The sequence below is a fragment of the Streptomyces polyrhachis genome (assembly GCF_042663125.1).
Taxonomy (GTDB): domain Bacteria; phylum Actinomycetota; class Actinomycetes; order Streptomycetales; family Streptomycetaceae; genus Streptomyces; species Streptomyces polyrhachii.
In genome coordinates this window covers 48648-73543 of record NZ_JBHSZO010000007.1, presented here as the reverse complement: position 1 = coordinate 73543, position 24896 = coordinate 48648, and the positions used below count along the sequence as shown (strand labels likewise).

At 73.7% G+C, this 24896-nt stretch carries 26 protein-coding genes and 5 tRNA genes; 16 read left to right on the top strand and 15 right to left on the bottom strand.

Annotated elements, in window-relative coordinates; all coding sequences use genetic code 11:
- Positions 1-28: 28 nt before the first annotated feature.
- On the top strand, positions 29-1234 hold the full coding sequence (gene cobA / locus ACFQLX_RS06500; RefSeq protein ID WP_386413022.1) for a uroporphyrinogen-III C-methyltransferase: 1206 nt from the start codon (positions 29-31) through the stop codon (positions 1232-1234).
- 27 nt (positions 1235-1261) lie between these two features.
- A complete protein-coding gene (locus ACFQLX_RS06495) occupies positions 1262-2071 on the top strand; it encodes a TrmH family RNA methyltransferase (protein ID WP_386413020.1) in 810 nt (269 codons plus the stop codon).
- Positions 2072-2130: 59 nt separating this feature from the next.
- Here ACFQLX_RS06495 and ACFQLX_RS06490 read toward each other — a convergent pair whose 3' ends face one another.
- Positions 2131-2700, bottom strand: a complete 570-nt coding sequence (locus ACFQLX_RS06490) for an HIT family protein (protein WP_386413018.1) — start codon at positions 2698-2700, stop codon at positions 2131-2133.
- Between the two features lie 69 nt (positions 2701-2769).
- On the bottom strand, positions 2770-4755 hold the full coding sequence (gene thrS / locus ACFQLX_RS06485; RefSeq protein WP_386413015.1) for a threonine--tRNA ligase: 1986 nt from the start codon (positions 4753-4755) through the stop codon (positions 2770-2772).
- Positions 4756-5001: 246 nt separating this feature from the next.
- On the opposite strand from thrS, the gene ACFQLX_RS06480 reads away from it, so the two are divergent.
- A complete protein-coding gene (locus ACFQLX_RS06480) occupies positions 5002-5742 on the top strand; it encodes a 3'-5' exonuclease family protein (protein ID WP_386413013.1) in 741 nt (246 codons plus the stop codon).
- Positions 5743-5812: 70 nt separating this feature from the next.
- On the opposite strand, the gene ACFQLX_RS06475 is transcribed toward ACFQLX_RS06480, so the two are convergent.
- The 4 genes from ACFQLX_RS06475 to ACFQLX_RS06460 form a co-directional block, all read right to left on the bottom strand.
- Positions 5813-5884, bottom strand: a tRNA-Val gene (locus ACFQLX_RS06475).
- A 48-nt stretch (positions 5885-5932) separates the two neighbouring features.
- Positions 5933-6343 (bottom strand): SRPBCC family protein, encoded by a 411-nt coding sequence (locus tag ACFQLX_RS06470; RefSeq protein WP_386413012.1) that lies wholly within the window; start codon positions 6341-6343, stop codon positions 5933-5935.
- Between the two features lie 172 nt (positions 6344-6515).
- Positions 6516-6587: transfer RNA gene (locus ACFQLX_RS06465), tRNA-Val, on the bottom strand.
- A gap of 61 nt (positions 6588-6648) precedes the next feature.
- On the bottom strand, positions 6649-7134 hold the full coding sequence (locus ACFQLX_RS06460; RefSeq protein WP_386413009.1) for a TIGR02611 family protein: 486 nt from the start codon (positions 7132-7134) through the stop codon (positions 6649-6651).
- 190 nt (positions 7135-7324) lie between these two features.
- Here ACFQLX_RS06460 and ACFQLX_RS06455 point away from each other — a divergent pair, with 190 nt between their 5' ends.
- The 4 genes from ACFQLX_RS06455 (at position 7325) to ACFQLX_RS06440 (ending at position 9355) form a co-directional block, all read left to right on the top strand.
- Positions 7325-7738 (top strand): SsgA family sporulation/cell division regulator, encoded by a 414-nt coding sequence (locus ACFQLX_RS06455; protein WP_003959770.1) that lies wholly within the window; start codon positions 7325-7327, stop codon positions 7736-7738.
- A 212-nt stretch (positions 7739-7950) separates the two neighbouring features.
- Positions 7951-8517: a CGNR zinc finger domain-containing protein gene (locus ACFQLX_RS06450; RefSeq protein WP_386413006.1), complete on the top strand. Its 567-nt coding sequence runs from the start codon at positions 7951-7953 to the stop codon at positions 8515-8517.
- Positions 8518-8584: 67 nt separating this feature from the next.
- The gene (locus tag ACFQLX_RS06445) at positions 8585-8767 is read left to right on the top strand and encodes a hypothetical protein (RefSeq protein ID WP_386413004.1); all 183 of its coding nucleotides are present in this window, start codon (positions 8585-8587) and stop codon (positions 8765-8767) included.
- Between the two features lie 123 nt (positions 8768-8890).
- Positions 8891-9355, top strand: a complete 465-nt coding sequence (locus tag ACFQLX_RS06440) for a hypothetical protein (protein WP_386413002.1) — start codon at positions 8891-8893, stop codon at positions 9353-9355.
- A 51-nt stretch (positions 9356-9406) separates the two neighbouring features.
- On the opposite strand, the gene ACFQLX_RS06435 is transcribed toward ACFQLX_RS06440, so the two are convergent.
- From ACFQLX_RS06435 to ACFQLX_RS06420, 4 genes are read right to left on the bottom strand one after another with little or no spacing between them, the layout of a single operon-like run.
- Complete coding sequence (locus ACFQLX_RS06435) at positions 9407-9916, bottom strand: DsbA family protein (RefSeq protein WP_386413001.1); 510 nt, start codon at positions 9914-9916, stop codon at positions 9407-9409.
- Between the two features lie 31 nt (positions 9917-9947).
- Positions 9948-10769 (bottom strand): GNAT family N-acetyltransferase, encoded by an 822-nt coding sequence (locus tag ACFQLX_RS06430; protein ID WP_386412999.1) that lies wholly within the window; start codon positions 10767-10769, stop codon positions 9948-9950.
- 48 nt (positions 10770-10817) lie between these two features.
- Complete coding sequence (locus ACFQLX_RS06425; protein WP_386412997.1) at positions 10818-11639, bottom strand: aminotransferase class IV; 822 nt, start codon at positions 11637-11639, stop codon at positions 10818-10820.
- Positions 11636-12724 carry a chorismate-binding protein gene (locus tag ACFQLX_RS06420; protein ID WP_386412994.1) on the bottom strand — a complete coding sequence of 363 codons (1089 nt, stop codon included), beginning with the start codon at positions 12722-12724 and terminating at the stop codon, positions 11636-11638. Before ACFQLX_RS06420 ends, ACFQLX_RS06425 begins: the two co-directional genes overlap by 4 nt.
- A 160-nt stretch (positions 12725-12884) precedes the next feature.
- Here ACFQLX_RS06420 and ACFQLX_RS06415 point away from each other — a divergent pair.
- From ACFQLX_RS06415 to ACFQLX_RS06405, 3 genes are all read left to right on the top strand, one after another.
- Positions 12885-12957: transfer RNA gene (locus ACFQLX_RS06415), tRNA-Gly, on the top strand.
- Positions 12958-12985: 28 nt separating this feature from the next.
- A tRNA-Cys gene (locus tag ACFQLX_RS06410) sits at positions 12986-13056 on the top strand.
- Positions 13057-13150: 94 nt separating this feature from the next.
- Positions 13151-13222: transfer RNA gene (locus ACFQLX_RS06405), tRNA-Val, on the top strand.
- Positions 13223-13366: 144 nt separating this feature from the next.
- Here ACFQLX_RS06405 and ACFQLX_RS06400 read toward each other — a convergent pair.
- The 3 genes from ACFQLX_RS06400 to ACFQLX_RS06390 all read right to left on the bottom strand — a co-directional run bounded on the left by ACFQLX_RS06400 (position 13367) and on the right by ACFQLX_RS06390 (position 15921).
- Positions 13367-13666 carry a TFIIB-type zinc ribbon-containing protein gene (locus ACFQLX_RS06400; protein ID WP_386412992.1) on the bottom strand — a complete coding sequence of 100 codons (300 nt, stop codon included), beginning with the start codon at positions 13664-13666 and terminating at the stop codon, positions 13367-13369.
- 76 nt (positions 13667-13742) lie between these two features.
- Positions 13743-14654: a phosphotransferase family protein gene (locus ACFQLX_RS06395; protein WP_386412989.1), complete on the bottom strand. Its 912-nt coding sequence runs from the start codon at positions 14652-14654 to the stop codon at positions 13743-13745.
- 31 nt (positions 14655-14685) lie between these two features.
- Positions 14686-15921 (bottom strand): serine/threonine-protein kinase, encoded by a 1236-nt coding sequence (locus ACFQLX_RS06390; protein ID WP_386412986.1) that lies wholly within the window; start codon positions 15919-15921, stop codon positions 14686-14688.
- Positions 15922-16160: 239 nt separating this feature from the next.
- Here ACFQLX_RS06390 and ACFQLX_RS06385 point away from each other — a divergent pair, with 239 nt between their 5' ends.
- Both ACFQLX_RS06385 and ACFQLX_RS06380 read left to right on the top strand, forming a co-directional pair.
- Positions 16161-16409 (top strand): hypothetical protein, encoded by a 249-nt coding sequence (locus ACFQLX_RS06385; RefSeq protein WP_386412984.1) that lies wholly within the window; start codon positions 16161-16163, stop codon positions 16407-16409.
- Positions 16410-16636: 227 nt separating this feature from the next.
- Positions 16637-16837 (top strand): hypothetical protein, encoded by a 201-nt coding sequence (locus ACFQLX_RS06380; protein ID WP_386412983.1) that lies wholly within the window; start codon positions 16637-16639, stop codon positions 16835-16837.
- 179 nt (positions 16838-17016) lie between these two features.
- On the opposite strand, the gene ACFQLX_RS06375 is transcribed toward ACFQLX_RS06380, so the two are convergent.
- Both ACFQLX_RS06375 and ACFQLX_RS06370 read right to left on the bottom strand, forming a co-directional pair.
- Positions 17017-18657 (bottom strand): hypothetical protein, encoded by a 1641-nt coding sequence (locus ACFQLX_RS06375; RefSeq protein ID WP_386412980.1) that lies wholly within the window; start codon positions 18655-18657, stop codon positions 17017-17019.
- A 198-nt stretch (positions 18658-18855) separates the two neighbouring features.
- Positions 18856-21054, bottom strand: coding sequence for an elongation factor G-like protein EF-G2 (locus tag ACFQLX_RS06370; RefSeq protein ID WP_386412978.1), 2199 nt, complete (start codon positions 21052-21054; stop codon positions 18856-18858).
- 253 nt (positions 21055-21307) lie between these two features.
- On the opposite strand from ACFQLX_RS06370, the gene pgsA reads away from it, so the two are divergent.
- From pgsA to ACFQLX_RS06350, 4 genes are all read left to right on the top strand, one after another.
- Positions 21308-21970, top strand: coding sequence for a phosphatidylinositol phosphate synthase (pgsA, locus tag ACFQLX_RS06365; RefSeq protein ID WP_386412975.1), 663 nt, complete (start codon positions 21308-21310; stop codon positions 21968-21970).
- On the top strand, positions 21967-22860 hold the full coding sequence (locus ACFQLX_RS06360) for a phosphatidylinositol mannoside acyltransferase (RefSeq protein ID WP_386412973.1): 894 nt from the start codon (positions 21967-21969) through the stop codon (positions 22858-22860). Before pgsA ends, ACFQLX_RS06360 begins: the two co-directional genes overlap by 4 nt.
- 46 nt (positions 22861-22906) lie before the next feature.
- Positions 22907-24067, top strand: a complete 1161-nt coding sequence (locus ACFQLX_RS06355; RefSeq protein WP_386412972.1) for a glycosyltransferase family 4 protein — start codon at positions 22907-22909, stop codon at positions 24065-24067.
- A gap of 103 nt (positions 24068-24170) precedes the next feature.
- The gene (locus tag ACFQLX_RS06350) at positions 24171-24722 is read left to right on the top strand and encodes a hypothetical protein (protein WP_386412970.1); all 552 of its coding nucleotides are present in this window, start codon (positions 24171-24173) and stop codon (positions 24720-24722) included.
- The last annotated feature ends 174 nt before the right edge of the window (positions 24723-24896 follow it).

Sequence of the window (24896 nt, the reverse complement as noted above, 5' to 3'; positions counted from 1 at the left end):
AGGCAGTACAGCAAGGAGCCCGCTCCCCATGGCCTACCCCGTCGGACTGCGTCTCGAAGGCAAGAAGGTCGTCGTCATCGGCGGGGGGCAGGTCGCCCAGCGGCGGCTGCCCGCGCTGATCGCCGCCGGCGCCGACGTGACGCTCGTCGCCCCGGCGGCGACCCCCTCGGTCGAGGCGATGGCGGCGGCGGGAGAGCTTTGCTGGGAGCAACGCCCGTACCGCGACGGCGACCTGGCCGACGCCTGGTACGCCCTGGTGGCGACCGGCGACCCGGAGGCCAACGCCGCCGCCTCCGCCGAGGCCGAGGCGCACCGCGTCTGGTGCGTACGCAGCGACGACGCCTCCCGGGCCACCGCCTGGACCCCCGCCACCGGCCGCAGCGAGGGCGTGACCGTGGCCGTCCTCACCGGCCGCGACCCCCGCCGCTCGGCGGCCGTCCGCGACGCCATCGTCGAGGGACTCCACGACGGCACCCTGGCCGCCCCCCGCCACCGCGAACGCACCCCCGGCGTCGCCCTGGTCGGCGGCGGCCCCGGCGACCCCGACCTGATCACCGTGCGCGGCCGCCGCCTCCTCGCCGAGGCCGACGTCGTCATCGCCGACCGCCTCGGCCCCCGCGACCTCCTCGACGAACTCGCCCCCCACGTCGAGGTGATCGACGCCGCGAAGATCCCCTACGGCCGCTTCATGGCCCAGGAGGCCATCAACAACGCCCTCATCGAGCACGCCAGGGCCGGGAAGTCGGTCGTACGGCTCAAGGGCGGCGACCCCTTCGTCTTCGGCCGGGGCATGGAGGAGGCCGAGGCACTCGCCGAGGCCGGCATCCCCTGCACCGTGGTCCCCGGCGTGACCAGCTCCATCAGCGTGCCGGGCGCGGCGGGCATCCCGGTCACCCACCGCGGCGTGGCCCACGAGTTCACGGTGGTCAGCGGCCACGTCGCCCCCGGCGACGAGCGCTCCCTGACCAACTGGCCCGCCCTGGCCCGTACGACGGGGACGATCGTGGTCCTCATGGGTGTCGAGCGGATAGCCGCCATCGCCGAGACCCTCACGGCCCACGGCCGCCCGGCCGACACCCCCGTGGCGGCGATCCAGGAGGGGACGACGGCGGCGCAGCGCCGGGTGGACGGCACCCTCGCGGACATCGCGGTCCGCATCAGGGACGAGGACATCCGCCCCCCGGCGGTCATCGTGATCGGCGACGTCGTCACCCGCACCCGCCGCGACCGCTAGCCCGCACCACCCCGAGCAAGGCAGCCCATGCACCCCACCGCCCCCGTGACCGACCCCGCCGACCCGCGCCTGAGCGACTACACGGACCTCACCGACGTGGAGCTGCGCCGCCGCCGCGAACCGGTCGAGGGCCTCTTCATCGCGGAGGGCGAGAAGGTCATCCGCCGCGCCCTGCACGCCGGTTACCGCATGCGCTCGATGCTGCTCACCCCCAAGTGGGCCGGCCAGCTGCAGGACGTCATCACCGCCACCGACGCCCCGGTCCACGTGGTCACCCCCGAACTCGCCGAGAGCGTCACCGGCTACCACGTCCACCGCGGCGCCCTGGCCTCGATGGAACGCAAGCCCCTCCCCGCCCTCGCCGACGTCCTCGCGGGCGCCCGCCGGGTGGCCGTCTTCGAGGACACCGTCGACCACGCCAACATGGGCGCCGCCTTCCGCAACGCGGCGGCGCTCGGGGTGGACGCGGTACTGCTCACCCCGCGCTGCGCGGACCCGCTCTACCGGCGGGCGGTGAAGGTGTCGATGGGGGCGGTCTTCGCCGTCCCGTACACCCGGCTGGAGTCCTGGCCGCGCGACGCAGAGGCCGTCCGCGCCCACGGCTTCGTCCTCGCGGCCCTGTGCCTCTCCCCGACCTCCGTCACCCTCGACGAACTCGCCGCCCGCCGCGACGGGAAACTGGCCCTGATGCTGGGCACGGAGGGGGAGGGGCTGTCGCCCGCGGCCCTCCAGGCGGCCGACGTGCACGTCCGCATCCCGATGGACGCCGGCGTCGACTCCCTCAACGTGGCCGCCGCTTCAGCCGTCGCCTTCTACGCCACCCGCCCGCGCCCCTGACCGACCCGCGGCGCCCGGCTCCCGCCGCGGGTCCACTCCGTCGCTCGGAGCCGTCCGCGTCAGTCGGAGCCGTCCGCCGGCCAGACCTCCGCCAGCAACCGCCGCGTGTCCGCCAGCAGTTGCGGCAGCACCTTCGTGTGTCCCACGACCGGCATGAAGTTGGCGTCCCCGCCCCAGCGCGGCACGATGTGCTGGTGCAGATGGGCCGCGATCCCCGCGCCCGCCACCGCGCCCTGGTTCAACCCGATGTTGAAGCCCTGCGCCCCGGAGGCCGCCCGCAGCGTACGCATCGCCTGCTTCGTCAGCTCCGCGACCTCGGCGGTCTCCTCGGCCGTCAGCTCCGTGTAGTCGGCGACGTGCCGGAACGGGACCACCATCAGATGCCCGCCGTTGTACGGGTACAGGTTGAGCACCGCGTACGCGCGCTCGCCGCGCGCGACGACGAGCCCGTCCTCGTCGGACTTGCCCGGGATGGCGCAGAAGGGGCAGCCGTCGTCGGAGCCGGGCCCCGTCGGCTTGTTCTCACCCTGGATATAGGCCATGCGGTGGGGGGTCCACAGACGCTGGAATGCGTCCGGGGCCCCCACCCCGATCTGCAGCTCCGGCTCGTTGCTCATGCGGGCCAGCATAGGACGTGCCCCGGTACGCACCGCGCCCGACCTCGGCGCGGCCCGTACCGGGGCATGGCCCGCCCGGCCTCAGACCTGGGTCCGCTCCCGGACGACCTTCGCGATCTTCTCGATCGCCTCGTCGACCGGGATGCCGTTCTCCTGCGAGCCGTCCCGGTAGCGGAAGGACACCGAGCCGTTCGCCATGTCCTCGTCGCCCGCGATGACCATGAACGGCACCTTGTTGCGCTGCTGGTTGCGGATCTTCTTCTGCATCCGCTCCGAGGACGAGTCCACCTCGACCCGCAGCCCCCTGGCCTTCGCCGCCGCCGCGAACTCCTCCAGGTACGGCACGTGCGCGTCGCCGATCGGGATGCCCACCGCCTGCACCGGGGCCAGCCACGCCGGGAACGCGCCCGCGTAGTGCTCCAGCAGTACCGCGAAGAAGCGCTCGATCGAGCCGAACAGCGCCCGGTGGATCATCACCGGCTGCTGCCGGGAGCCGTCCGCCGCCGTGTACTCCAGGTGGAAGCGCTTGGGCTGCTGGAAGTCGACCTGGATGGTCGACATCTGCCATGACCGGCCGATCGCATCCTTGACCTGCACCGAGATCTTCGGCCCGTAGTACGCCGCGCCGCCCGGGTCCGCGACCAGTGGCAGCCCCTGCTTCTCGGCGGCCTGGCGCAGCGCCTCGGTGGCCTCCTCCCACTCGGAGTCCTCACCGATGAACTTGTCCGACTCCGGGTCGCGGGTGGACAGCTCCAGCTCGAAGTCGCCCAGCCCGTAGTCCCGCAGCAGGTCGAGCACGAAGGTCAGCAGCGAGTCCAGCTCCTGCGGCATCTGCTCCTTGGTGCAGTAGATGTGCGAGTCGTCCTGCGTGAAGCCGCGCGCCCGGGTCATCCCGTGCACCACACCGGACTTCTCGTACCGGTACACCGTGCCGAACTCGAAGAGCCGCAGCGGCAGTTCGCGGTACGAGCGCCCGCGCGCCTTGAAGATCAGGTTGTGCATCGGGCAGTTCATCGCCTTCAGGCGGTAGTTCTGCCCGTCGAACTCCAGCGGCGGGAACATCGCGTCCGCGTAGTTCGGCAGGTGCCCGGAGGTCTCGAAGAGCTGCTCCTTGGAGATGTGCGGGGTGTTGACGAACTCGTACCCCGCGTCCTCGTGCTGCTTGCGGGAGTAGTTCTCCATCTCCCGGCGCACGATGCCGCCCTTGGGGTGGAAGACCGCGAGACCCGAGCCCAGCTCCTCCGGGATGGAGAACAGGTCCAGTTCCGCGCCCAGCTTGCGGTGGTCGCGCTTCTCGGCCTCGACCAGGAAGTCCAGGTACGCCTTCAGCTCGTCCTTCGTCGGCCACGCGGTGCCGTAGATCCGCTGCAGCTGCTTGTTCTTCTCACTGCCCCGCCAGTAGGCGGCGGCCGAGCGCATCAGCTTGAACGCCGGGATGGCGCGCGTCGTCGGCAGGTGCGGGCCGCGGCACAGGTCCTTCCAGCACAGCTCGCCCGTCTTGGCGTCCACGTTGTCGTAGATCGACAGCTCGCCGGCGCCGACCTCGGCCGAGGCACCCTCGGCGGCGTCCGCCGCGGAGCCCTTCAGCCCGATCAGCTCCAGCTTGTACGGCTCGTCGGCCAGCTCGGCGCGGGCGTCCTCGTCGGTGGTGACCCGGCGCTCGAAGCGCTGGCCGCGCTTCTGGATCTCCTGCATCTTCTTCTCGACGCGCTTGAGGTCCTCGGGGGTGAAGGGCGTCTCGACGTCGAAGTCGTAGTAGAAACCGTCCTTGATGGGCGGTCCGATGCCCAGCTTCGCCTCGGGGAACAGCTCCTGCACCGCCTGCGCCATCACGTGCGCGGTGGAGTGGCGCAGGATGTCCAGGCCGTCGGGGGAGGAGATGCCGACGGGCTCGACCTCGTCGCCCTCGGCCAGCTCGTACGACAGGTCCTTCAGCTCGCCGCGCACCCGGGCGGCCACGATCTGGCGCTCGCCCTCGAAGAGCGCCGCCGCCGTCGTACCCGTCGTGACCACGCGCGCTTCCGGCTCGGCGGATTCGCGTTGGACGATCACAGTGACGTCGGACACCGGTAGCTCCTCGGGGATCGGGCACAGGCACCGCGAACGCGATGCGGCCTGAATCGTACCGATCCCGCCCCCGCGCGGGAAAACGACTATGTCCGCCTGTGGAAAACCCACTGCGGGCCGGCGTCCACCCGCGCAGTCCGCGTAACAGTCCGAAGACGCCTGTTCGACCCGCCCCCCGGGCGGGTATCACCAGCCCGGGCGGGGAAACGGGCAGTATCGACCGGTCTAGATCAGGGAGTTGGGGTCTTGGAATCGACCACACTCTGGTACGAGGGGCCGCTCGCCGCGTTCGGTGTCGAGACGACCGGCGCGGACACCGAGCACGACCGCATCGTCTGCGCGGCGCTGGTCGTCCAGCACCAGCCCTCGTCGCCGCCGCGCGTCACCCGCTGGCTGGTCTCCCCGGGCGTCGAGGTCCCGGCCGCGGCGACCCGCGCGCACGGGCTGACCGAGTCCCATCTCCAGCACTTCGGCCGCTGGCCCTCACCGGTGATGGAGGAGGTCGGCCGGGCGCTCTCCTCGCACGCGGCGGCGGGAGTGCCGCTGGTGGTGATGGACGCGCCCTTCGGCCTGACCCTCCTGGACCGCGAGCTGCGCCGGCATCGCAACTCCTCCCTCGCGACCTATCTGGGCACGGGCGTGCTGTGCGTGCTGGACCCCCGGGTCCTGGACGGCCACCTCGACCCCCAGCGCCCGGGCGGCAGCGCGCTGGCGGACCTCTGCGCCGCCTACGAGGTCGTACGGCAGGAAGGCGACGACCCCCACGACACGGCGGCGCGGGCACTCGCGGCGCTGACGGTCGTACGGTCGATCGGCCGGCGCCACCGCGACCGGATAGGCGCCCACCGCCTGGCCGAACTGCACGCCCGCCAGGCGGTCTGGCACGCCGCCCAGGCCCGCGGCCCCCAGGCGTGGTTCGCGAAGCCCGGCGAGGCCCTCCCGGACCCGGCCTGGCCCCTGCGCCCCGAGCTGCCGCACGCGGCGTGAGGGCGGCGGCGGGAAGCAACCGGGAAAAGCAACAGGGCCCGAGTCCATGGACTCGGGCCCCGTCAACGGGTGGGCGATACTGGGTTCGAACCAGTGACCTCTTCGGTGTGAACGAAGCGCTCTCCCACTGAGCTAATCGCCCGCTGCGCCGTGGCGCGAGAAGAACATTACAGGGCCCGCCCCCCGGGATTCAAACCCGTTCGCGCAGCAGCCGCCGAAGCCCCCGCCGCCCCCCGCGCATCATCCACGCGTGGTTGGCCAGGAACAGCGGCCTCCCCGGCACCGCGAACCACCGCAGCAGGGGCCGCCGCACCTCGACCTCCTGCTCGAACACCGCCACCGCGCCCGTCCCGGCGGCCGACACGGTGAACCGGGCGAACCCCTCCAGATCCCCGCGCATCCCGATCTCCAGCACCCGCGCCCCGGGATCGCGCCGCCGCGCCCAGGCGGTCACCCGCAGCTCGTACGGCAGGGCGGACCTGATCCGCAAGGTCCCCAGGTCCTCCCCCTGCTCGGCCACCGCGCGCACCTGCGGCCACCACGCCGGGTAGCCCGCCACGTCCTCCAGCGCCCGGTAGACGGCGTCGGGGGAGGCCCCCACGACCCAGCGGTCACGAAACGAGTACCGGTTCCACCCCACCCCGCCAGTGAACGCCAACCCGCCCCCGTCCCGCCACCCTTCGGTGAAACCGGAACGGGGGGGTACGGGGAAAGGCGAAAGGGCCCGATCCGCGTCTTGTGCGGATCGGGCCCTTTCCTCGGGCTCACCAGGGTGGGCGATACTGGGTTCGAACCAGTGACCTCTTCGGTGTGAACGAAGCGCTCTCCCACTGAGCTAATCGCCCGGGCGTGGGCACTACGTTACCGCATGTCAGAACGTGCCCGTGCCGCCCGGTGGCCGTGCGGTCAGCTGCCGGTGTCCCAGGGCATCACGAAGCCGTAGCGTGCGGTGTAGGCGGCCAGCAGCGCGCCGGCGATGACGCAGCCGATCGTGGTGAGGATGATGTTCCGCCTGCGTACCCGGGGGTCGAGGGCGCGCTGGGCGGCCTCGGTGACCTTGCGTTTCGTCCAGCGCAGGATTATCTGGGCCCAGACGAACTCCGTCGCCCAGACGGCCATGCCCAGGAAGATCACCACCCAGCCGGGCCCGGGCAGCGGCAGCATCACGATGCCGAGCCCGACGATGGCCAGCCCCACGACGAAGACGCCGACCTGCCAGCTCAGGTGCAGGGTGCGCCGCGCCTGGACGAACCGGGGGGCCTTCGAGATGCCGGGCGCGGGCTCTTTGACCGGCGGCTCGGAGGTCCCCGTTACCTCCACCGGGTCATCTCCGGTGCCGTCCGTCGCGCCTCCCGAGGCGGCATGGCCACCTCCGTTACTCTCCGCATTCATGCAGCCCAAACTACCCGAGTCGGGGACTTCACCGGAATGGCTTACCGCGCAGGACCATCACTAAGCCATACGAAGTACCCAAATCATCACAAAACGGTCAGAGGGGTTTACAACGCCCCCGTAGGTGGCATGTCGACTTCGCCGACGTGCGAATCCCCGAGCGCACACTGAGCGAAAGGCCCTGGCGCTTATGAACACCACGGTCAGCTGCGAGCTGCACCTGCGCCTCGTTGTGTCGAGCGAGTCCTCCCTGCCAGTCCCGGCGGGCCTGCGGTACGACACGGCGGATCCCTACGCCGTGCACGCCACCTTCCACACCGGAGCCGAGGAGACGGTCGAATGGGTATTCGCCCGTGACCTCCTCGCCGAGGGCCTGCACCGGCCCACCGGCACCGGAGACGTCCGCGTCTGGCCGTCCCGCAGCCACGGTCAGGGCGTTGTCTGCATCGCCCTGAGTTCTCCGGAGGGGGAAGCCCTGCTGGAAGCCCCCGCGCGGGCGCTGGAGTCGTTCCTGAAGCGGACCGACGCCGCCGTCCCGCCCGGTACCGAACACCGTCACTTCGATCTCGACACGGAGCTCTCCCACATCCTCGCGGAGAGCTGACGGTCGACCGCGCCCGTCCGACTCGGGGAGACGGCGCGGAGCGGCACGAACAGTCACACAGAGTCGCCGAAAGTCACTGCCTGGCCACAATCGCTCACCCAACCGGATAGCTGCACCAGCACGGCGCCGCCGTCGCGGACCAACCGCGACGGCGGCGCCGTGCTGACGTTAGAGTCGGGGCCACGGGCAGCGGTACGGCAGTGGGGAGACCCGTGTTGATCAATCACGACACCCGGTGCGCGCTGGACGCGGTCGTCGGCCTGCTGAACACGGCCGACGAGGAGCCGGTGGACGACGGGCTGGGCGATCTGACCGCGCTGCGCCGCTTCGTCACCGCGTACGACATCAGCGGCGTGGGCACCCTCGACGAGCGCGACCTGGCCGAGGTCCGCTCCGTACGCGAGCGCTTCGCGAAGGTCTTCGCCGCCGCCGACCCCCGCGCCGCCGCCGGCCTGCTCAACGACCTCGTCGCCGAGGCCGGGACGACACCGCGGCTGACCGACCACGACGGCTACGACTGGCACATCCACTACTTCGCCCCCGGCGCCTCCCTCGCCCAGCACCTCGCCGCCGACGGCGGCATGGCCCTGGCGTTCCTGGTGGTCGCGGGCGAGCAGGAGCGGCTGCGGCGCTGCGAGGCCCCGGACTGCGGGCGCGCCTTCGTCGACCTCTCGCGCAACCGCTCCCGGCGCTACTGCTCCAGCCGCACCTGCGGCAACCGGCTGCACGTGGCCGCGTACCGGGCCCGCCAGCGCGAGGCGGAGCTCCCCGCCGGGTGAACTCCCCCCGGATTTCGGCGTGTTGGGTTACGCGGCGGGGGTTCCCTGCGCCATCATCGGTGCCGCCATGGCGCACACGACCCCGTCCCAGCAGCCCTCGCGGTCCCGGCCGCCCCGGGCCTCCAGCGTCGCCGTCGCCGAGCCGCGCGGCTGCCTCTTCGCCCTCTCCCAGCCGCCGCTGATGCTCTTCCTGACGGTGGTGGGCGGCCTCATCGCCCTCACCGGGGGGTACGACCTCATCCCGTGGTGACCGGCCGTCCGCAGCGCCGCCTGCTCCCTGAGGAGGAGACGGCGCCCCCGTCGTCCCCCACATCCCCCTGACCCCGTCCGGTGGGCATGGCCCGGAAGGGGCCGGTGGGTGCACGATGGGGGCATGTTCACCACGACCGTCTGTGCCGCACTGTCCGCGGCGGGCCTGGCCGTCGCACTGCTCACGGCCTACCGGCGCCGTTTCCGGCGCGCGGTGCGGATCGCCGCCGTGTCGCTGCTGCCGGTGGGCCTGGCCATGGCCGGCCTGGTCGACCTGGGGCGTGAGGTCGGTACGGCGGTCGGCGGCTGGGCCGCCGACCTCGTACTCAAGCCCACGGTCTGGGCGGGCTTCGCCGTCCTCGCGCTGTCGGTGGTGCTCTACGCCGCCGCCCGGATCGGCGCGGGCCGCACCCCCGGCCGGCGCGAGCGCGCGGCGCGGAGCCGCCCGGGCTCCACTGCCGTGGACACGACAGCCAAGGCGCCCGCGCTGGGGTCCTCGCGAGCGGCGCAGGGCCAGGGTCGAAACCAGGGCCAGGACCAGGAGGACTTCAGCGACATCGAGAAGATCCTGAAAAAACACGGCATCTGAGCGTGTCTGCGCTGCTCAGGGCTGCTCAGGGCCGCTCCGGGCCGCTGCCGCTCAGGCAGGCAGGCCGTCCACGATCTCCTCGATACGCTCGCGCAGCCCCTCCTGGCTCTGCCCGCCGTCCAGGCGCCGGCCCGCGATCTCGTACGTGGGCGTGCCCGTGACGCCGATCGCCCGGCCCTCCGCCGTGTCCGCGTCCACGGCCAGGAAGTGGCGGCCGTCGACCAGCGCCGTGGCCATCTCCTCCGCGTCCAGCCCCAGCTCCGCGGCCACCTCGGTCAGCAGCGCCTCGCCCCGGTCGTCGAACTCCGCCACCCGCGCCAGCACCGCTTCCGCGAACGGCCAGCCGAGTCCCTGCTCCGCGGCCTCCTCGGCGGCCTGGGCCGCGGCGAGGGCGTGCTTGTGCTTCTCCAGCGGGAAGTGCCGCAGCCGGATCTCCAATCGGTCGCCGTAGCGCTCCCGCAGGGCGCGGACGTCGTCCAGCGCGCTGAGGCAGTCGGAGCACTGCAGCTCGCACCAGACGTCCAGAACGGGGCGGGCGGGGGCGGGGGTCGCGTCTGTCATGGGGCCACTCTGCCAGGTGCGGCCCGCCCGCTCACGCCAGGGGTTTCGCCAGGTGGAACGCGGTCGGGGCGTAGCCCAGCGACTCGTACAGCCGCAGGGCCGGGGTGTTGTCCGCGAAGACGTTCAGGCCGAGGATGCCGGTGCCGGCCGCCAGGCAGTCCCGCTCCGCCGTCAGCATCAGCGTCCGGCCGTGCCCGCGGCCGCGGTGGGCCGGGCGGACCTCGACGTCGTTGACCCAGCCGCCCGGCTTCCCCGGGCAGGTCAGCGCGACCCAGAGGTAGCCCACGTCCACGCCGTCGTGGGTGAGGATCCGCAGGGAGGCGGTCGGCGTCGCCGCGCCCTGCGGGAGCTGCGCCGCCAGGTAGCGCTCGGTGTCGCGTACCTCGGCCTCGCGCGATGCGCCCCGGGCGACGGCCTCCTCGACGTAGACGGCCGCGGAGGTCTCCCGCCACGCCGGGAACTCGATCTCCGTGATCGGGCGCGGCACGCTGCCGGCGGGCAGCTCCGGGGGGCGCCCCAGACGCTTCTCCAGATGGCGGTTCGTCTCCGTGTAGCCGAGTGCCGCGGCCAGTCGCAGCGCGGCCGCCGCCCCGGCCGGTACGGAGATCCGTACGCCGCGGCAGCCCCAGCCCCGCAGCACCTCCTCGGCGGCCAGCGCCGCCACCGTGGCCCGCCCCCGGCGGCGGTCGCCCTCGTCGATCCGCAGGCCGCTGATACGGCCGCCCCGCTCGGCGTCGGCGCGCACCTCGACGGCGCCCACCGGTCGCCCGTTCACGCAGACCTCGAAGTCGCGGGCGCGCCCGCCGTCCGCCCCGGTCCGCTCCGGACCCGTGGGCCGGATCGTGGTGGTCATGTGGCTCCCCCTGCCGTGTTCGCTGCGGGTCTGCGGGTCCTACGGGTCCTACGGGTCGATGTCGGCCGCGGCGCGCTCGTAGAAGACCCGCATCGCCTTCGCGGTGACGGGGCCCGGCGCGCCGGGCAGCCCGCGGCCGTCCAGCAGGCTGACGGCCTGCACGTCGCGCAGGGAGGAGGTCAGGAAGACCTCGTCGGCCTCGGCCAGCGCCTCCAGCGGCAGGTCCGTCTCCTGCGCGCCGGTCCACTCCACCACCAGGCGGCGGGTGATCCCGGCCAGGCAGCCGGAGGCCAGCGGCGGGGTGTGCAGCTCGCCGTCCAGGACGACGAAGACGTTGGAGCCGGTGCCCTCGCACAGCCGCCCCCGCGTGTTGGCGAAGAGCGCCTCGGAGGCGCCGGCCCGGTGGGCGTGCGCGAGGGCGACGACGTTCTCCGCGTACGAGGTGGTCTTCAGCCCCGCCACCGCACTGCGCTCGTTGCGGGTCCACGCGACGGTCACCGCGGCCGTCGTGTCCGGTCGCGGCGCCGTGGCGGCCAGCGCGACGACCAGTGTGGGGCCACTCTCGCCGCGGTCGGAGCCGAGCGGGGAGAGGCCGCCGGTGCAGGTGATGCGCAGCCGGCCCAGCGCCACCGGGTTGGCGGCGAGGACCTGCGCGCAGGCGTGGCGCACCTCGTCCTCGTCCGGCTCCGGCAGCCCCAGCCCGCGCGCCGAGTCCGCCAGCCGCCGCAGATGGCGGCTCAGCGCGAACGGGCGCCCGTCGACGGCCTTGCACGTCTCGAAGACGCCGTCGCCGACCGTCAGTCCGTGGTCGAGGACGGAGACGCGGGCGTCGGCGACCTCCCGCAGCGCCCCGTCGAGCCAGATCTTCACGTACGTGCCCCTCCCCTTGCCCCCACGGATCCCGCCGGTGCGTGCGTCCCCGACGCTACCGCGAGCAGCCGGGCCGCCTTCAACTCGGTTTCCTCCCACTCGCGCACCGGGTCCGACCCCCAGGTGATGCCCGCTCCGGTGCCGAAGCGCAGCACCGGGCCGCCCGGGGGGCGGCGGTCGATCCAGAACGTGCGGATGCCCACGGCCAGTTCGCCCCGGCGGCGGTCGGCGTCCACCCAGCCCACCCCGCCGCAGTACGGGCCGCGCGGCGCCGTCTCCAGGGCGTCGATGATGCGCAGGGCGCTGCTCTTGGGCGCCCCGGTGACGGAGCCCGGCGGGAAGGCGGCCGCGAACAGCTCCGCCCAGCCGGCGCCGGGCGCCAGCTCGCCCCGTACGGTCGAGACGAGGTGGACCAGGCCCGGGTGCTCCTCCACGGCGCACAGCTCGGGGACGGTGACCGAGCCGGTGGCGCAGACGCGGCCCAGGTCGTTGCGGACCAGGTCCACGATCATCACGTTCTCGGCGTGGTCCTTCTCCAGCAGATCCGCGGCCGTCCGCCCGGTGCCCTTGATCGGACCGGATTCCACCACGGTGCCGCTGCGGCGCAGGAACAGCTCGGGCGAGGCGGTCGCCACCTCGACGCCGTACGCGGGCAGCCGGACCGTCCCCGCGTACGGGGCCGGGTTGCCGCGGGCCAGCACGGCGGTCAGGGCGTCCACGTCGGAGGCGTCCGGGTCGGGGAGCGGGGCGCTCAGCACCCGGCAGAGGTTGGCCTGGTAGACCTCGCCGGCCGCGATGTGCTCCCGGATCCGGCGGACCCCCGCCAGATAGGCGTCGCGGTCCAGCGAGGAGGTCCAGGCGTCTTGGGCGGGGCCCCGCCAGCGGTGCGCGGGCGGGGCGGGGGAGGTCCGTGAGGGCGCTGTCGCGCGGACGTCGCCGAAACGGGCGCAGACCACCCGCCCCTCGAAGTCGGCCACCACGGCCCACCAGCCGCTGGAGTCCAGCGCCGCGGGGTCGGTGGTGACGTCCCGCAGATCGGAGGCGACGATCCCGCCGAAGCGGGCGAGAGGAGCGAGGTCGAACACGTGTCGAGTCTAGGTGCGGTCGAGACGCGCACGCCGGTCGAGGGGTTGGCCGGGGGAGACCTGCGCGGCGGGCCGGGGATACGGAATTTGAGCTGGCCCCGTAATCCGCTACAGTTCATGACGTCACCGGGTCGCCGCGAGGCGGAGCGGATCATGACAAGCGGACGTAGCTCAGTTGGTAGAGCATCACCTTGCCAAGGTGAGGGTCGCCAGTTCGAATCTGGTCGTCCGCTCGATGGGGGTCTTCCCGGGTCCCCTGCTGGTGGAGTGGCCGAGAGGCGAGGCAACGGCCTGCAAAGCCGTCTACACGGGTTCAAATCCCGTCTCCACCTCGGACGATTAGCTCAGCGGGAGAGCGCTTCCCTGACACGGAAGAGGTCACTGGTTCAATCCCAGTATCGCGCACGCTGAACATCCCATGGTCCCGCGCGATTAGCTCAGCGGGAGAGCGCTTCCCTGACACGGAAGAGGTCACTGGTTCAATCCCAGTATCGCGCACACTTACGGGGGCGACGCGGGTCCGCGCAGAGCGGGTCCGCGTCGCCCCCGTCGTTTGTGTGCACAGCCGCGTCGCCCCGCCTCTTCGCGAGAGGCGGGGCGACGCGGCTTCGGGCGAGCCCGCCCGGCGGGCTCGGGGCCGGCTCAGGACGAGAAGAGCATCCGGCCGAATCCGCCCTTGCGGTGCCCGTAGCCGTGGCCGTATCCACCGTGGCCGCCGTGCTGCGGGGCGCCCCAGGCCGGGGCCTGCTGCTGGGGGTAGGGCTGGGCGGGCGGCGCGGCGGGGGGCGGGGCCTGCTGCTGCTGCCACTGCGCCTCCATCCGCGCGATCGACTCCAGCTCGCCGTAGTCCAGGAAGATCCCCCGGCATCCGCTGCACTGCTCGATCTGGACGCCGCTTCGGTTGTATGTCTGCATCGGCGCACGGCACTTGGGGCACTGCATCGAACGTCTCAACTCCTCGGGACAGCCGTCGTGGTCGGCCCCAGCGTACGACCAGCAGACCGCCCACGTGGAGGCGTCAGGGGTAAACCATCCGCTCGCAGGCTTTCAGGAGGTCTCTGTCCACGTCGTCGGGCGCACGCCCCTCCTCCCGGGCCCGGGCCAGGGCGAGCGCGGCCATCTGCACGGTGAGCGCGCGGGCGGGGACCTCCAGCCGCGCCGGCCACAGCCCCGCGCCGGGCGGACCCGCGGCGGTGCCGCCGGCCTCGCGGTAGGCGCTCAGCAGCGCCTCCCAGTCGGCCGGCGGGACGAGGCCGGTCGCGTAGCAGGCGGCGGGGCGGGCCAGGTCCCAGGCGGGGTCGCCCAGGCCCGTGTCGTCGATGTCGATGAGCAGCCAGGGTCCGTCGGGGAGCGGGTGGCGCACCAGCTGGCCCAGGTGCAGGTCGCCGTGGCAGAGCGCGGTGGGGCCCGCGTAGGGCTCTTCCCCCCGCGCCCACGGCGGGAGTTGGGCCCAGGCCCGGCGGACGGGGGCCGCGGCGTCCGGGCCCTTGGGGGCCGGGGCGGCGTGGAGGCGGGCCAGCGCCCGGGCGGCCTTCGCGGGGCCGCGCATCGGGGGGAGGGGGCCCGGCAGGGCGGCGGGGTCCAGGCGGTGCAGGCGGGCCAGCAGCCGGCCCGCCTGCGCCCAGGGGGCGTCCTCGGGGTGGTCGGGGGAGACGGGCGCGCCCTCGGGCCACTGCGTGACGAGGCGGTCGTCCCACACGTGGGGCGGGCCAGGGAGCGGGGCGAGCAGGACACCGCTCAGCGCGGGATGGGCGGCCAGTCGCAGCCGTGCGCGCAGGGCCGCCGGGTCGCTGCCGGGGTCGTGGGCCTTGGCGACCACGCCGCCGGCGGCGACGACCGTCGCGTCCGGGCGGTCGGCGAGCACCCGGTGCGGACGGCCCGGACGCAGCGCGGCGAGCCGCTGCACGAGGGTCTGCTGCGAGAGGGGCACGGCTCCGATCGTACGGGCGCCGCCGCCGGGGTCAGACGGGGCCCTGGCAGCCCTGGGCGGCGGCGATGCCCAGCGTGACGAGCACCGTGACGATCACGAAGACGATGAGGCGCTGGCGCAGCATCCGGTCGTACGAGGGACGGCGCGGCCGGGCCGGCGGACGGCTGCCCGGCTCGCCCTTGCGCGGGGCCGGGGTGCGCGCGGTGTGCGGCCGGGCGGCGGGGGTGGTGCGCGGGGGCTCCCGGCGGGGGCGGCGCTGGGGCGTACCGCCGCGGGAGGAGGGGTTCGCCGCGCCGCGGGCCTCGGAGGGCTCGGGGCGCTCGGGAGCGGCAGCGCGGGCGGGTGGCGCGCTGTGGGAGCCGGAGGGCCGGGGCGGCGGGGCCAGGGCCTCGGTGCGGCGCTCGGTGGCGCGCGGGGCGGCCTGGGGCGCCGGGGCACCCGTGCCGCGGGCCTCGCGGACGGCGATCTCCTTCAGGCGCAGGGAGAGCTGCAGGGTGGTGGGGCGGTCGGCGGGGTCCTTGGCCAGGCACGCCTGGATCAGCGGGGCCAGTGCATCGGGTGTGCCGCGCAGTTGGGGGTCCTCGTGCACGACGCGGTAGAGCATCACCTCCGAACTGCCCTGTCCGAAGGGGGAGTCGCCGGTCGCCGCGTAGGCCAGGGTCGCGCCGAGGGAGAAGACGTCGCTCGCGGGTGTCACCGCGATGCCGCGCACCTGCTCGGGGGCGAGGAAGCCGGGGGAGCCCACGGCGGTGCCCACGTGCGTGAGAGTGCTGGCGCCCGTCGACCAGGCGATGCCGAAGTCGATGATGCGCGGGCCCTTGGGGGAGAGCAGGATGTTCGAGGGCTTGAGGTCGCGGTGCACCACCCCGGCCTCGTGCACGGCGACGAGGCCCTCCGCGAGCGCCGCGCCGACGGCCGCCACCCGGGACGCGGCCAGCGGGCCCTCCTCGCCGACCTTGTCGTGCAGCGAGGGGCCGGGGACGTACTGCGTGGCGAACCACGGCCGGTCGGCGTCGAGGTCGGCCGCCACCAGCCGGGCCGTGCAGCCGCCGCGGATCCGGCGCGCGGCGGAGACCTCGCGGGCGAAGCGGGAGCGGAACTCCTGGTCCTCCGCCAGATCGGGCCGGATCACCTTGAGCGCGACACGCTGCCCGCGGCGGTCGGAGCCGAGGTAGACGACGCCCATCCCGCCCGCGCCGAGCCGCCGGTGAATGCGGAACGAGCCGACGACACGCGGGTCCTCGCGCCGGAGCCGCATCATCGCCATGAACCATCCCCGCTGCGGTCGTGTGCTGCCGTCTGCTGCTGTCTGGGCACAGCTTAGAGGCTGGGTACGAAACCGGCGCGACTCCCACGCCCACCCGGGGGAGGGGCCGCGCTGCGGGCGTGCGGGCCCGTACGGCGGTCGCGCGCACCGGAGTTGTCGTACCCCGGTGGGATGCTGGAGGCAGGCTTCGGGAGGGGTGGCCTCCCGAAGCACCGTCGCAGACAGGGGGATTGACTGCGGTGAAGGGCGATCGTGTGGAGATAGTCGTGGACGCGGGGGACACCACGCGTACGTATCTGGTCGTGGCGAGCCGGGCCGGGCGCCGGGTGGAAGCCTCGGTGAAGCGCGGCGTGGTGGAGGTGAGCGAGGTCACGCGCAACGGGACGGTGGTGCGTACCGCGCGGTTCATGGCGGCGCGGGTGCTGGCGCTGGTGGAGCAGCCCGTGCCGCGCCAGGAGGAGTCCGAGCGGCCTGCCGGGGAGGGCTGAGCTCCGGGAGGTGTCAGGGGTGCCGGGGCCGCTCCTCCACCCAGAGGAGTAGCCGGGACGCGGCGGGGTCATCCTGCGGGAGGCCGCCGGAGCGGTACGCGGGCATGACGCCGGGAAGGGGGCGCGCGCCTAGATTGGGATCAAGCGGCGGGTGGTGCACTCGTCCCCCGAGGTTGAAACGCCCGCCGCCCCAGGACGTACCCGAAACGTGCAGAGGAAGGCCGGACATGGCGGTGGAGTCGATCGGACGCGGTGCGGTGGTCTCCCGGCGGCCCGGCGCGCTCGGCGCGGGGTCGGCGCGGCGGCGCCATCCGGTGGCGGCCGCCGCCATGGTCCTTCCTCTGGCGGCCCTTCTCACCGCCTTGTTCGGCGGCTGGGAGGCGGTCGCACTCAATGCGTCGTCCGTGGCCGGACTGATGGGGCTCTGAGCGAAGAGCGCCAGTGAGGACCGGGAGAGCGGCCCGGTCCTCAAGGACAGCCGGCTCAGCCCCGTGGGGACGGGGGTGCGGCGGACGGACGCGTGGCCCGGGGATCCGAACGGATCCCCGGGCCTCACGCGGTTCGCGGCGGTGCGTACGCCGGCCCGCAACGCCGGTCCCGTACGGGCCTACGCGTCGTAGACGTCGGCCTTCGCCGGCTCCACGCCCTGGATGAAGCCGCTGAGCAGGCGCGAGCGTTCACCGAAGCGCGTGGTGTCCACGCCGTTCTCGGCGAGGACCTTCAGCGCCGCCGCGTGGACGACCCGCAGCACCGGGGTCGCGGCGCGCAGCGCGTCGTCGGCCATGAAGCGGTGGCGCCACGGCGGGCCCGCCCAGACGTGGCGCATCCCGAAGGGCTCCGGCAGCGCGTACCTACCGCCGATCCAGTCCAGGAAGCCGGGCACCCGCGAGAACGGCGCGCGCACCGCGAGGCGTACGACCTCGCGGGCGGGCACGACCGGCAGCTCCACCTTCTTCGTCTCCCAGAACTTCAGGCTCTTCGCGACGTCCTTCGTCTCCGCCTTCGGCTTGGTCGTGAACAGGGGGTGCACCGGGCCCAGCGCGTACCCCGTGACCTCCACGCGCAGCGTCTGGTGCAGCACGGTCACCGTCACCAGCATCGTGATGACCAACTGGCCCTCCCACAGGACGAACTGCACGCCCAGGTAGTGCCTGTTGCCGCTGCCGAACTGCTGCTCGTTGCAGATCCGCTGGACCTCGAAGTCCTTGACCCGGAAGCCGTCCGTCTCCAGCCCCTCGGGCCGCGCGACCTCCGTGGCGTTCTCCCCGATCGGGGAGACGATCCAGTCGCGCGTCGCGGGCGTGGGGAAGCCGCCGGTGTGTATCGGCTTGCGCTCCAGCAGCTTCAGCTGCGCGTGGATCGCCTTGGCCACGTCCCAGCTGCGGAAGGGGTGGATGTCCGAGCCGGTGCGCGCCACCAGGTCCTCCGCGAGCTGCCAGGAGCCCCAGCGGGTGCCCATGCCGAGTATCCCCTTGGGGCCCGCGTAGAAGACGACGTTGCTCTGCTGCTCGGCGGAGAGCCGGGCGAGCTGCTGGCGCAGGGTCTCCGCCGCGGTCTCGCCCGGGGCGCGCGGGACGGCCTCGGGGATCTTCGCCGCGACCCCGCCGCCGCTGAGCAGGCCCAGCCAGCGGGCGCGCAGGTCCCTGGCCGTGCGCTCGCAGATCTGCCGGGCCCACAGCCAGCCGACGGCCGGCGCGATGACCATCGCGCGGACGTAGAGCGCCGCCGCGCCGTCCAGCGGCAGCCGGACGAAGAGCAGCAGGGCCATCACCGCGAGGGCCGCCAGCGCGGCGATCCCGTAGGCGTTGACCTTCTTGTCCTGGGAGCCGGCGAAGGTGCGGCGCAGCCAGAACGCGCCCAGCCAGAGCAGCAGTCCGGGCAGGAAGGCCACCCCGAAGACGAGCATGGCCACCGTCAACTTGTCGTCGCGCTCGCGCCGCAGCCGGGAGGCCGACAGGCAGTGCTCGACGACCGCCTGCGGGTCCGTGCCGAAGGACTGGATGACCTGCTTGCGCCCGCCGCCCAGCAGCCGGGTCTGGACGGCGCGGGAGAACGCCTCGCCGAAGTTGGGCTCGAAGAGCTTGCGGAGGCGGCCCTCCTTGAACTCCGTCTTGGACAACTCGCTGTTGGCTTCGAGGAGTTTGCCCGGGCTGCCGTCCCGATAGGCCGCGGAGGCAAGGGCGTTGGAGGCGACGGTCTGCCCCGCGCCGCCGGTGAGCGGCACCTCCGCCCCCGGCCGCAGGTCCATGGCGCCCTCCTGCCGGAAGGGATCCCTTGTCCTTGCCACCCTGAACCCCCTGTACGGCCGATGGACGGTGCGGCCCCGCAACGCCGCGGGGGATTACGGGGCAACCTCCGTGCGCCCCGGCCCCGTTCGGGCCACGGCGCACGGCGGCAGCCCGCCGCTGAAGCCCCCCGCACACCTGGTGCCCCAGGTTAGCGCCGGTCAACCCTGGCCCTCCCCCTGTTCGCGGATCTTGGCCGCCACCTGCGGGGGCATCGGCTCGTGGCGTACGTAGGCGCGGCTGAAGCGGCCGGTGCCGTGGGAGAGGGAGCGCAGGTCGACCGCGTAGCGGCCGATCTCGATCTCCGGCACCTCGGCCCGTACCAGGGTGCGGCCGCCTCCCGCCTGCTCGGTGCCGACCACCCGGCCCCGGCGGCCGGAGAGGTCGCTCATCACCGGGCCCACGTACTCGTCGCCCACCAGCACCCGCACCTCGGCGACCGGCTCCAGGAGATGGACCCCCACCCGGGCGGCGGCCTCCCGCAGCGCCAGCGCCCCGGCGGTCTGGAAGGCCGCGTCGGAGGAGTCGACCGAGTGCGCCCTGCCGTCGAGGAGCGTCACGCGTACGTCGACCAGCGGACTGCCGGTGGCCACGCCGCGTGCGGCCTGGGCCCGCACCCCCTTCTCGACGGAGGGGATGAACTGGCGCGGCACCGAGCCGCCCACCACCTTGTCGACGAACTCCACGCCCGCGCCGCCCGGCAGCGGCTCCACCTCGATCTCGCAGATGGCGTACTGCCCGTGGCCGCCGGACTGCTTCACGTGCCGCCCGCGCGCCGACGCCCGCCCGCCGAAGGTCTCGCGCAGCGAGACCCGGTGCGCCACCGCGTCCACCGCGACGCCGTAGCGGGTGCGCAGCCGCTCCAGGGCCACGTCCGCATGCGCCTCGCCCAGGCACCAGAGCACCACCTGGCCGGTGTCCTGGTTCTGCTCCAGGCGCATCGTGGGGTCCTCGGCGACCAGCCGCGCCAGCCCCTGGGAGAGCTTGTCCTCGTCCTGCCTGCTGTGCGCCTCGACGGCCACCGGCAGCAGCGGGTCCGGCATCTGCCAGGGCTCCATCAGCAGCGGGTCGTCCTTCGCCGAGAGGGTGTCGCCGGTCTCCGCGCGGCTCAGCTTCGCTACACAGGCGATGTCCCCGGCGAGGGCCGCGGCCACGGGCCGCTGCTGCTTGCCGAAGGGGGAGGAGAGCGCGCCGACGCGCTCGTCCACGTCGTGGTCCTCGTGGCCGCGGTCGGTCAGGCCGTGGCCCGACACGTGCACCGTGGTGTCGGGCCGCAGCGTGCCGGAGAAGACGCGCACCAGCGAGAGGCGGCCGACATAGGCGTCGGAGGAGGTCTTGACGACCTCGGCGGCCAGCGGGCCGCCGGGGTCGCAGCGCAGCGGCGGGCGCGGCTCGCCCCGCGGGCTCGTCACCGCGGGGATCGCCCGCTCCTGCGGGGTGGGGAAGCCGCCGGTGATCAGCTCCAGCAGCTCGACCGTGCCCAGCCCCCGGGTGCCGTTCGCGGCGGCCGGGGCGGCGGCCAGGACCGGATGGAAGGTGCCGCGCGCGACGGCCGTCTCCAGGTCCTCCACCAGTGTCTTGACGTCGACCTCCTCGCCGCCGAGATAGCGGTCCATGAGGGTCTCGTCCTCGCTCTCGGCGATGATCCCCTCGATGAGGCGGCTGCGGGCCCGCTCGATCAGCGGCAACTGGTCGGCTTTGGGCGGGCGTTCCACCCGCGTACCGGAGGAGTAGTCGAAGACCCGCCGTGAGAGCAGCCCGACCAGCCCCTCCACGGGGGCGTGCCCGTCGGGGCCCGGCGCGGCGCGCAGGGGCAGGTAGAGGGGGAGTACGGCGTCGGGGTCGCCGGCGCCGAAGACCTGTTGGCAGGTCGCCGTCATCTCCTCGAAGTCCGCCCGCGCCGCGTCGAGATGGGTCACCACCAGGGCGCGCGGCATCCCCACCGCCGCGCACTCGTCCCACACTAGCCGCGTCGCGCCGTCCACCCCGTCCGCGGCTGAGACGACGAAGAGGGCCGCGTCGGCGGCCCGCAGTCCGGCTCTCAGCTCGCCGACGAAGTCGGCGTAGCCGGGGGTGTCCAGGAGGTTGATCTTGATGCCGTTGAACTCGACCGGTACCAGCGACAGTTGTACGGACCGCTGCTGGCGGTGCTCGATCTCGTCGTAGTCGGAGAGGCAGCCGCCGTCCTGGACCCGGCCGGCCCGCGTCACCGCCCCCGCGGCCTGCGCCAGTGCTTCGACGAGTGTGGTCTTCCCGGATCCGCTGTGGCCGACCAGTACCACGTTCCGGATGGAGGAGGGCTGGACGGCCGTGACCGCCCTGCCGGCGGCTCCGGGGTGTGCGCTCGATTTGTCACCCATGTGCTGTTCCGCCTTCCGAGGCTCGCAACCTTCGGTGCCACCGAGCTTTCCACCGTGATCACGATGCGTCCATACGCCGCACAGCGGTCCATGAGGGGACGATGCGGCTGCGGCGGGGACGGCGGGAGGGAAGCCGGTCGGGGTGCGCCGCCCCGCGGTGCGGGCGCCGTGGCTACGATGGGCGGGCTCGTCGGCCCGCCGGTTTCGGACAGAATCCGGTCGGCCTCCAGGTCGCACACCCCCCGGGAAGGCCATGCTGAACAAGTACGCGCGTGCATTCTTCACGCGTGTTCTCACGCCGTTCGCCGCTTTTCTGCTGCGCCGAGGGGTCAGTCCCGACGCGGTGACCCTGATCGGGACGGCCGGGGTGATGGCCGGTGCGCTGGCCTTCTACCCGCGCGGCGAGTTCTTCTGGGGCACCGTCGTCATCACGCTGTTCGTCTTCTCCGACCTGGTCGACGGGAACATGGCCCGCCAGGCGGGGACCTCCTCGCGCTGGGGCGCCTTCCTCGACTCCACCTTGGACCGGGTCGCCGACGCGGCGGTCTTCGGCGGCTTCGCCCTCTGGTACGCGGGGGGCGGCGACAGCCTCACGCTCTGCGCCGTGGCGATCTTCTGCCTGGCCAGCGGGCAGGTCGTCTCGTACACCAAGGCGCGCGGCGAGAGCATCGGGCTGCCGGTCGACGTGAACGGACTGATCGAGCGGGCCGAGCGGCTGGTGATCTCCCTGGTGCTGGCGGGGCTGGCCGGACTGCACTCCTTCGGCGTCCCCCACATCGAGGTGCTGCTCCCGATCGGCCTGTGGATCGTGGCCGTCGGCAGCCTCGTCACCCTGGGGCAGCGCGTCGTCACGGTGCGCCGCGAGTGCGCCGAGGCGGACGCGGCGGCCTCGGCCGCGGAGCGGGAGAGCGCATGATCAGGGACCGGCTGACCGACGGGCTGTACGGAGCCGGCTGGGCCGCCGTCAAACGGCTGCCCGAGCCCGCCGCCCGCGCGCTCGGCGACCGGATCGCGGACCTCGCCTGGCGGCGCGACGGCAAGGCCGTCCAGCGGCTGTGGTCCAACCTGGCCCGGGTGCGCCCCGAGGCGGACCAGGCGGAGCTGGCGCGGCTGACCCGGGCCGGGATGCGCTCGTACCTGCGCTACTGGATGGAGGCCTTCCGGCTGCCCTCCCGTACCAGGCAGCAGATGAGCGAGGGCTTCGACCCCAAGGACGTGCACTGGCTGGAGGACGGACTGGCCGAGGGCCGGGGCGTCGTCATCGTGCTGCCGCACATGGCCAACTGGGACACGGCCGGCGCCTGGGTCACCAGCAGGCTCGGCGTGCCCTTCACCACGGTCGCCGAGCGGCTGAAGCCCGAGTCCCTCTTCGACCGCTTCGTCGCCTACCGCGAGAGCCTGGGCATGGAGGTGCTCGCCCACGAGGGAGCGAGCGCCTTCGGAACCCTGGCCCGCCGGCTGCGCGCGGGCGGACTGGTCTGCCTGGTCGCCGACCGCGACCTGTCCGCCTCCGGCGTGGAGGTCGACTTCTTCGGCGGCCGGGCCAAGATGCCGGCCGGCCCGGCGATGCTCGCCCAGTCCACCGGGGCGCTGCTTTTGCCCGTCACCCTCTGGTACGACCGCACGCCCGTCCTGCAGGGCCGGGTGCACCCTCCGGTGGAGGTCCCGGAGAGCGGCACCCGCGCGGAGCGCACGGCGGTCATGACCCAGGCCGTGGCGGACGTCTTCGCCGCGGGCATCGCCGAGCACCCGGAGGACTGGCACATGCTGCAGCGCTTCTGGCTCGACGACCTGGAGCGCCGGTGAGCGCCCGGGGCGCGGGCCCGTCCGGCGGGGCCGCCGGGGTGCGCCCGTGAGGATCGGCGTCGTGTGCCCGTACTCCTGGGACGTCCCCGGGGGAGTGCAGTTCCACATCCGCGACCTCGCCGAGCACCTCATCGCACGCGGGCACGAGGTGTCCGTCCTGGCGCCCGCCGACGAGGACACCGCACTGCCGCCCTACGTCGTGTGCGCCGGACGCGCGGTCCCCGTCCCGTACAACGGCTCGGTGGCGCGCATCAACTTCGGCTTCCTGTCGGCCGCGCGGGTGCGCCGCTGGGTCAACGACGGGGACTTCGACGTCCTGCACATCCACGAACCCGCCTCCCCCTCGCTGGCACTGCTGGCCTGCTGGGCGGCGCAGGGGCCGATCGTGGGCACCTTCCACACCTCCAACCCGCGCTCGCGCGGGATGGTCGCCGCCTATCCGATCCTGCAGCCCGCCCTGGAGAAGATCAGCGCGCGGATCGCGGTGAGCGAGTACGCCCGGCGCACGCTGGTGGAGCACCTGGGCGGCGACGCCGTCGTCATCCCCAACGGGGTCGACGTCGGCTTCTTCGACCGCGCCCGCCCCCGGGAGGAGTGGCAGGGCGGCACGCTCGGCTTCATAGGGCGCATCGACGAGCCCCGCAAGGGGCTGCCCGTGCTGATGCGGGCCCTGCCGAAGATCCTGGCCGAACTGCCGCGGACCCGGCTGCTGGTGGCCGGCCGCGGCGACGAGGAGGAGGCCGTCGCGGCGCTGCCGGAGGCGATGCGCGCGCAGGTGGAGTTCCTCGGCATGGTCTCCGACGAGGACAAGGCGCGGCTGCTGAGCAGCGTGGACGTGTACGTGGCGCCCAACACCGGCGGTGAGTCCTTCGGGATCATCCTGGTGGAGGCGATGTCGGCGGGCGCGCCCGTACTGGCCAGTGATCTGGACGCCTTCGCGCAGGTGCTGGACGGCGGGCAGGCAGGCCGCCTCTTCGCGAACGAGGACGCCGACGACCTCGCGGTCCGGGCCGTGGAACTGCTCAAGGACCCCGGGCAGCGGGCGGAGTTGAGGCAGCGGGGCCGCCGGCACGTGGAGCGCTTCGACTGGTCGACGGTCGGCGCGGACATCCTCTCGGTCTACGAGACGGTCACCCAGGGCGCCGCCTGCGTCGCGGAGGACGAGGGCGCCGGCCTGTGGAGCAGGCTGGGGCTGGGCCGGGACTGAGTCGGGACTGGGCCGGCGCTGGGCCGAGGCTGGGACCGCAGTACGGCGCAGGGCCGCCCACCCGGCGCGGCGCCCCCGCGTCGGGGCGGTAGCCTCGGCGCTCGTGGACTTCCCCCTGTCGCTGCTGTGGATCACCGTCGCCCTGTTCCTCCTCGGCGTCTACCTGAGCTGGACCGCCGGCCGGCTGGACCGGCTGCACACCCGTATCGACGCCTCGCGGGCCGCCCTGGACGCCCAACTGCTGCGCCGCGCCTCCGTCACCCTGGAGCTGGCCACCAGCGGGGTGCTGGACCCGGCCGCGGCCATCGTGCTCTACCAGGCCGCGCACGCCGCCCGCCAGGCGCAGGACGAGCAGCGCGAGGTCGCGGAGAGCGAGCTGAGCCAGGCGCTGCGGGCGGTCTTCGGGGAGCCGCAGCAGGTCGAGGTCCTGCGCCGCGCGCCCGGCGGCGCGGAGTCCGTGGCGGAGCTGGCCGAGGCCGCACGCCGGGTGCCGATGGCCCGGCGCTTCCACAACGACGCGGTACGGGCCGCGCGGGCACTGCGCCGGCACCGCAAGGTGCGCTGGCTGCGGCTGGCGGGGCACGCGCCCTTCCCGCTGGCCTTCGAGATGGACGACGAGCCGCCGACGGCGCTGACGGACCGGGCGGCGGGCTGAGGCGGAGCGGGCCGCCGAGCGGCGGGAGCTGGTGGAGGCCGGCAGGGCACCCAGGGTGTGCGGGGTGGCCACAGCCTTGCGATTGGCTCTTTCCCCACCGCGCCACCTGCGGTTCCCTGGTGTACGGGCCGCACCGCCTCTGGTCGGAGTAAGCCCCGAACGCGCCTACGATAG

Bases quoted from the DNA above. Each gene is read 5' to 3' on its own strand.
- cobA (WP_386413022.1), top strand. From the start codon at position 29: ATGGCCTACCCCGTCGGACTGCGTCTCGAAGGCAAGAAGGTCGTCGTC.
- ACFQLX_RS06495 (WP_386413020.1), top strand. From the start codon at position 1,262: ATGCACCCCACCGCCCCCGTGACCGACCCCGCCGACCCGCGCCTGAGC.
- ACFQLX_RS06490 (WP_386413018.1), bottom strand. From the start codon at position 2,700: ATGCTGGCCCGCATGAGCAACGAGCCGGAGCTGCAGATCGGGGTGGGG.
- ACFQLX_RS06460 (WP_386413009.1), bottom strand. From the start codon at position 7,134: ATGAATGCGGAGAGTAACGGAGGTGGCCATGCCGCCTCGGGAGGCGCG.
- ACFQLX_RS06455 (WP_003959770.1), top strand. From the start codon at position 7,325: ATGAACACCACGGTCAGCTGCGAGCTGCACCTGCGCCTCGTTGTGTCG.
- ACFQLX_RS06445 (WP_386413004.1), top strand. From the start codon at position 8,585: ATGGCGCACACGACCCCGTCCCAGCAGCCCTCGCGGTCCCGGCCGCCC.
- ACFQLX_RS06440 (WP_386413002.1), top strand. From the start codon at position 8,891: ATGTTCACCACGACCGTCTGTGCCGCACTGTCCGCGGCGGGCCTGGCC.
- ACFQLX_RS06435 (WP_386413001.1), bottom strand. From the start codon at position 9,916: ATGACAGACGCGACCCCCGCCCCCGCCCGCCCCGTTCTGGACGTCTGG.
- ACFQLX_RS06430 (WP_386412999.1), bottom strand. From the start codon at position 10,769: ATGACCACCACGATCCGGCCCACGGGTCCGGAGCGGACCGGGGCGGAC.
- ACFQLX_RS06400 (WP_386412992.1), bottom strand. From the start codon at position 13,666: ATGCAGTGCCCCAAGTGCCGTGCGCCGATGCAGACATACAACCGAAGC.
- ACFQLX_RS06390 (WP_386412986.1), bottom strand. From the start codon at position 15,921: ATGGCGATGATGCGGCTCCGGCGCGAGGACCCGCGTGTCGTCGGCTCG.
- ACFQLX_RS06380 (WP_386412983.1), top strand. From the start codon at position 16,637: ATGGCGGTGGAGTCGATCGGACGCGGTGCGGTGGTCTCCCGGCGGCCC.
- ACFQLX_RS06375 (WP_386412980.1), bottom strand. From the start codon at position 18,657: ATGGACCTGCGGCCGGGGGCGGAGGTGCCGCTCACCGGCGGCGCGGGG.
- ACFQLX_RS06370 (WP_386412978.1), bottom strand. From the start codon at position 21,054: ATGGGTGACAAATCGAGCGCACACCCCGGAGCCGCCGGCAGGGCGGTC.
- pgsA (WP_386412975.1), top strand. From the start codon at position 21,308: ATGCTGAACAAGTACGCGCGTGCATTCTTCACGCGTGTTCTCACGCCG.
- ACFQLX_RS06360 (WP_386412973.1), top strand. From the start codon at position 21,967: ATGATCAGGGACCGGCTGACCGACGGGCTGTACGGAGCCGGCTGGGCC.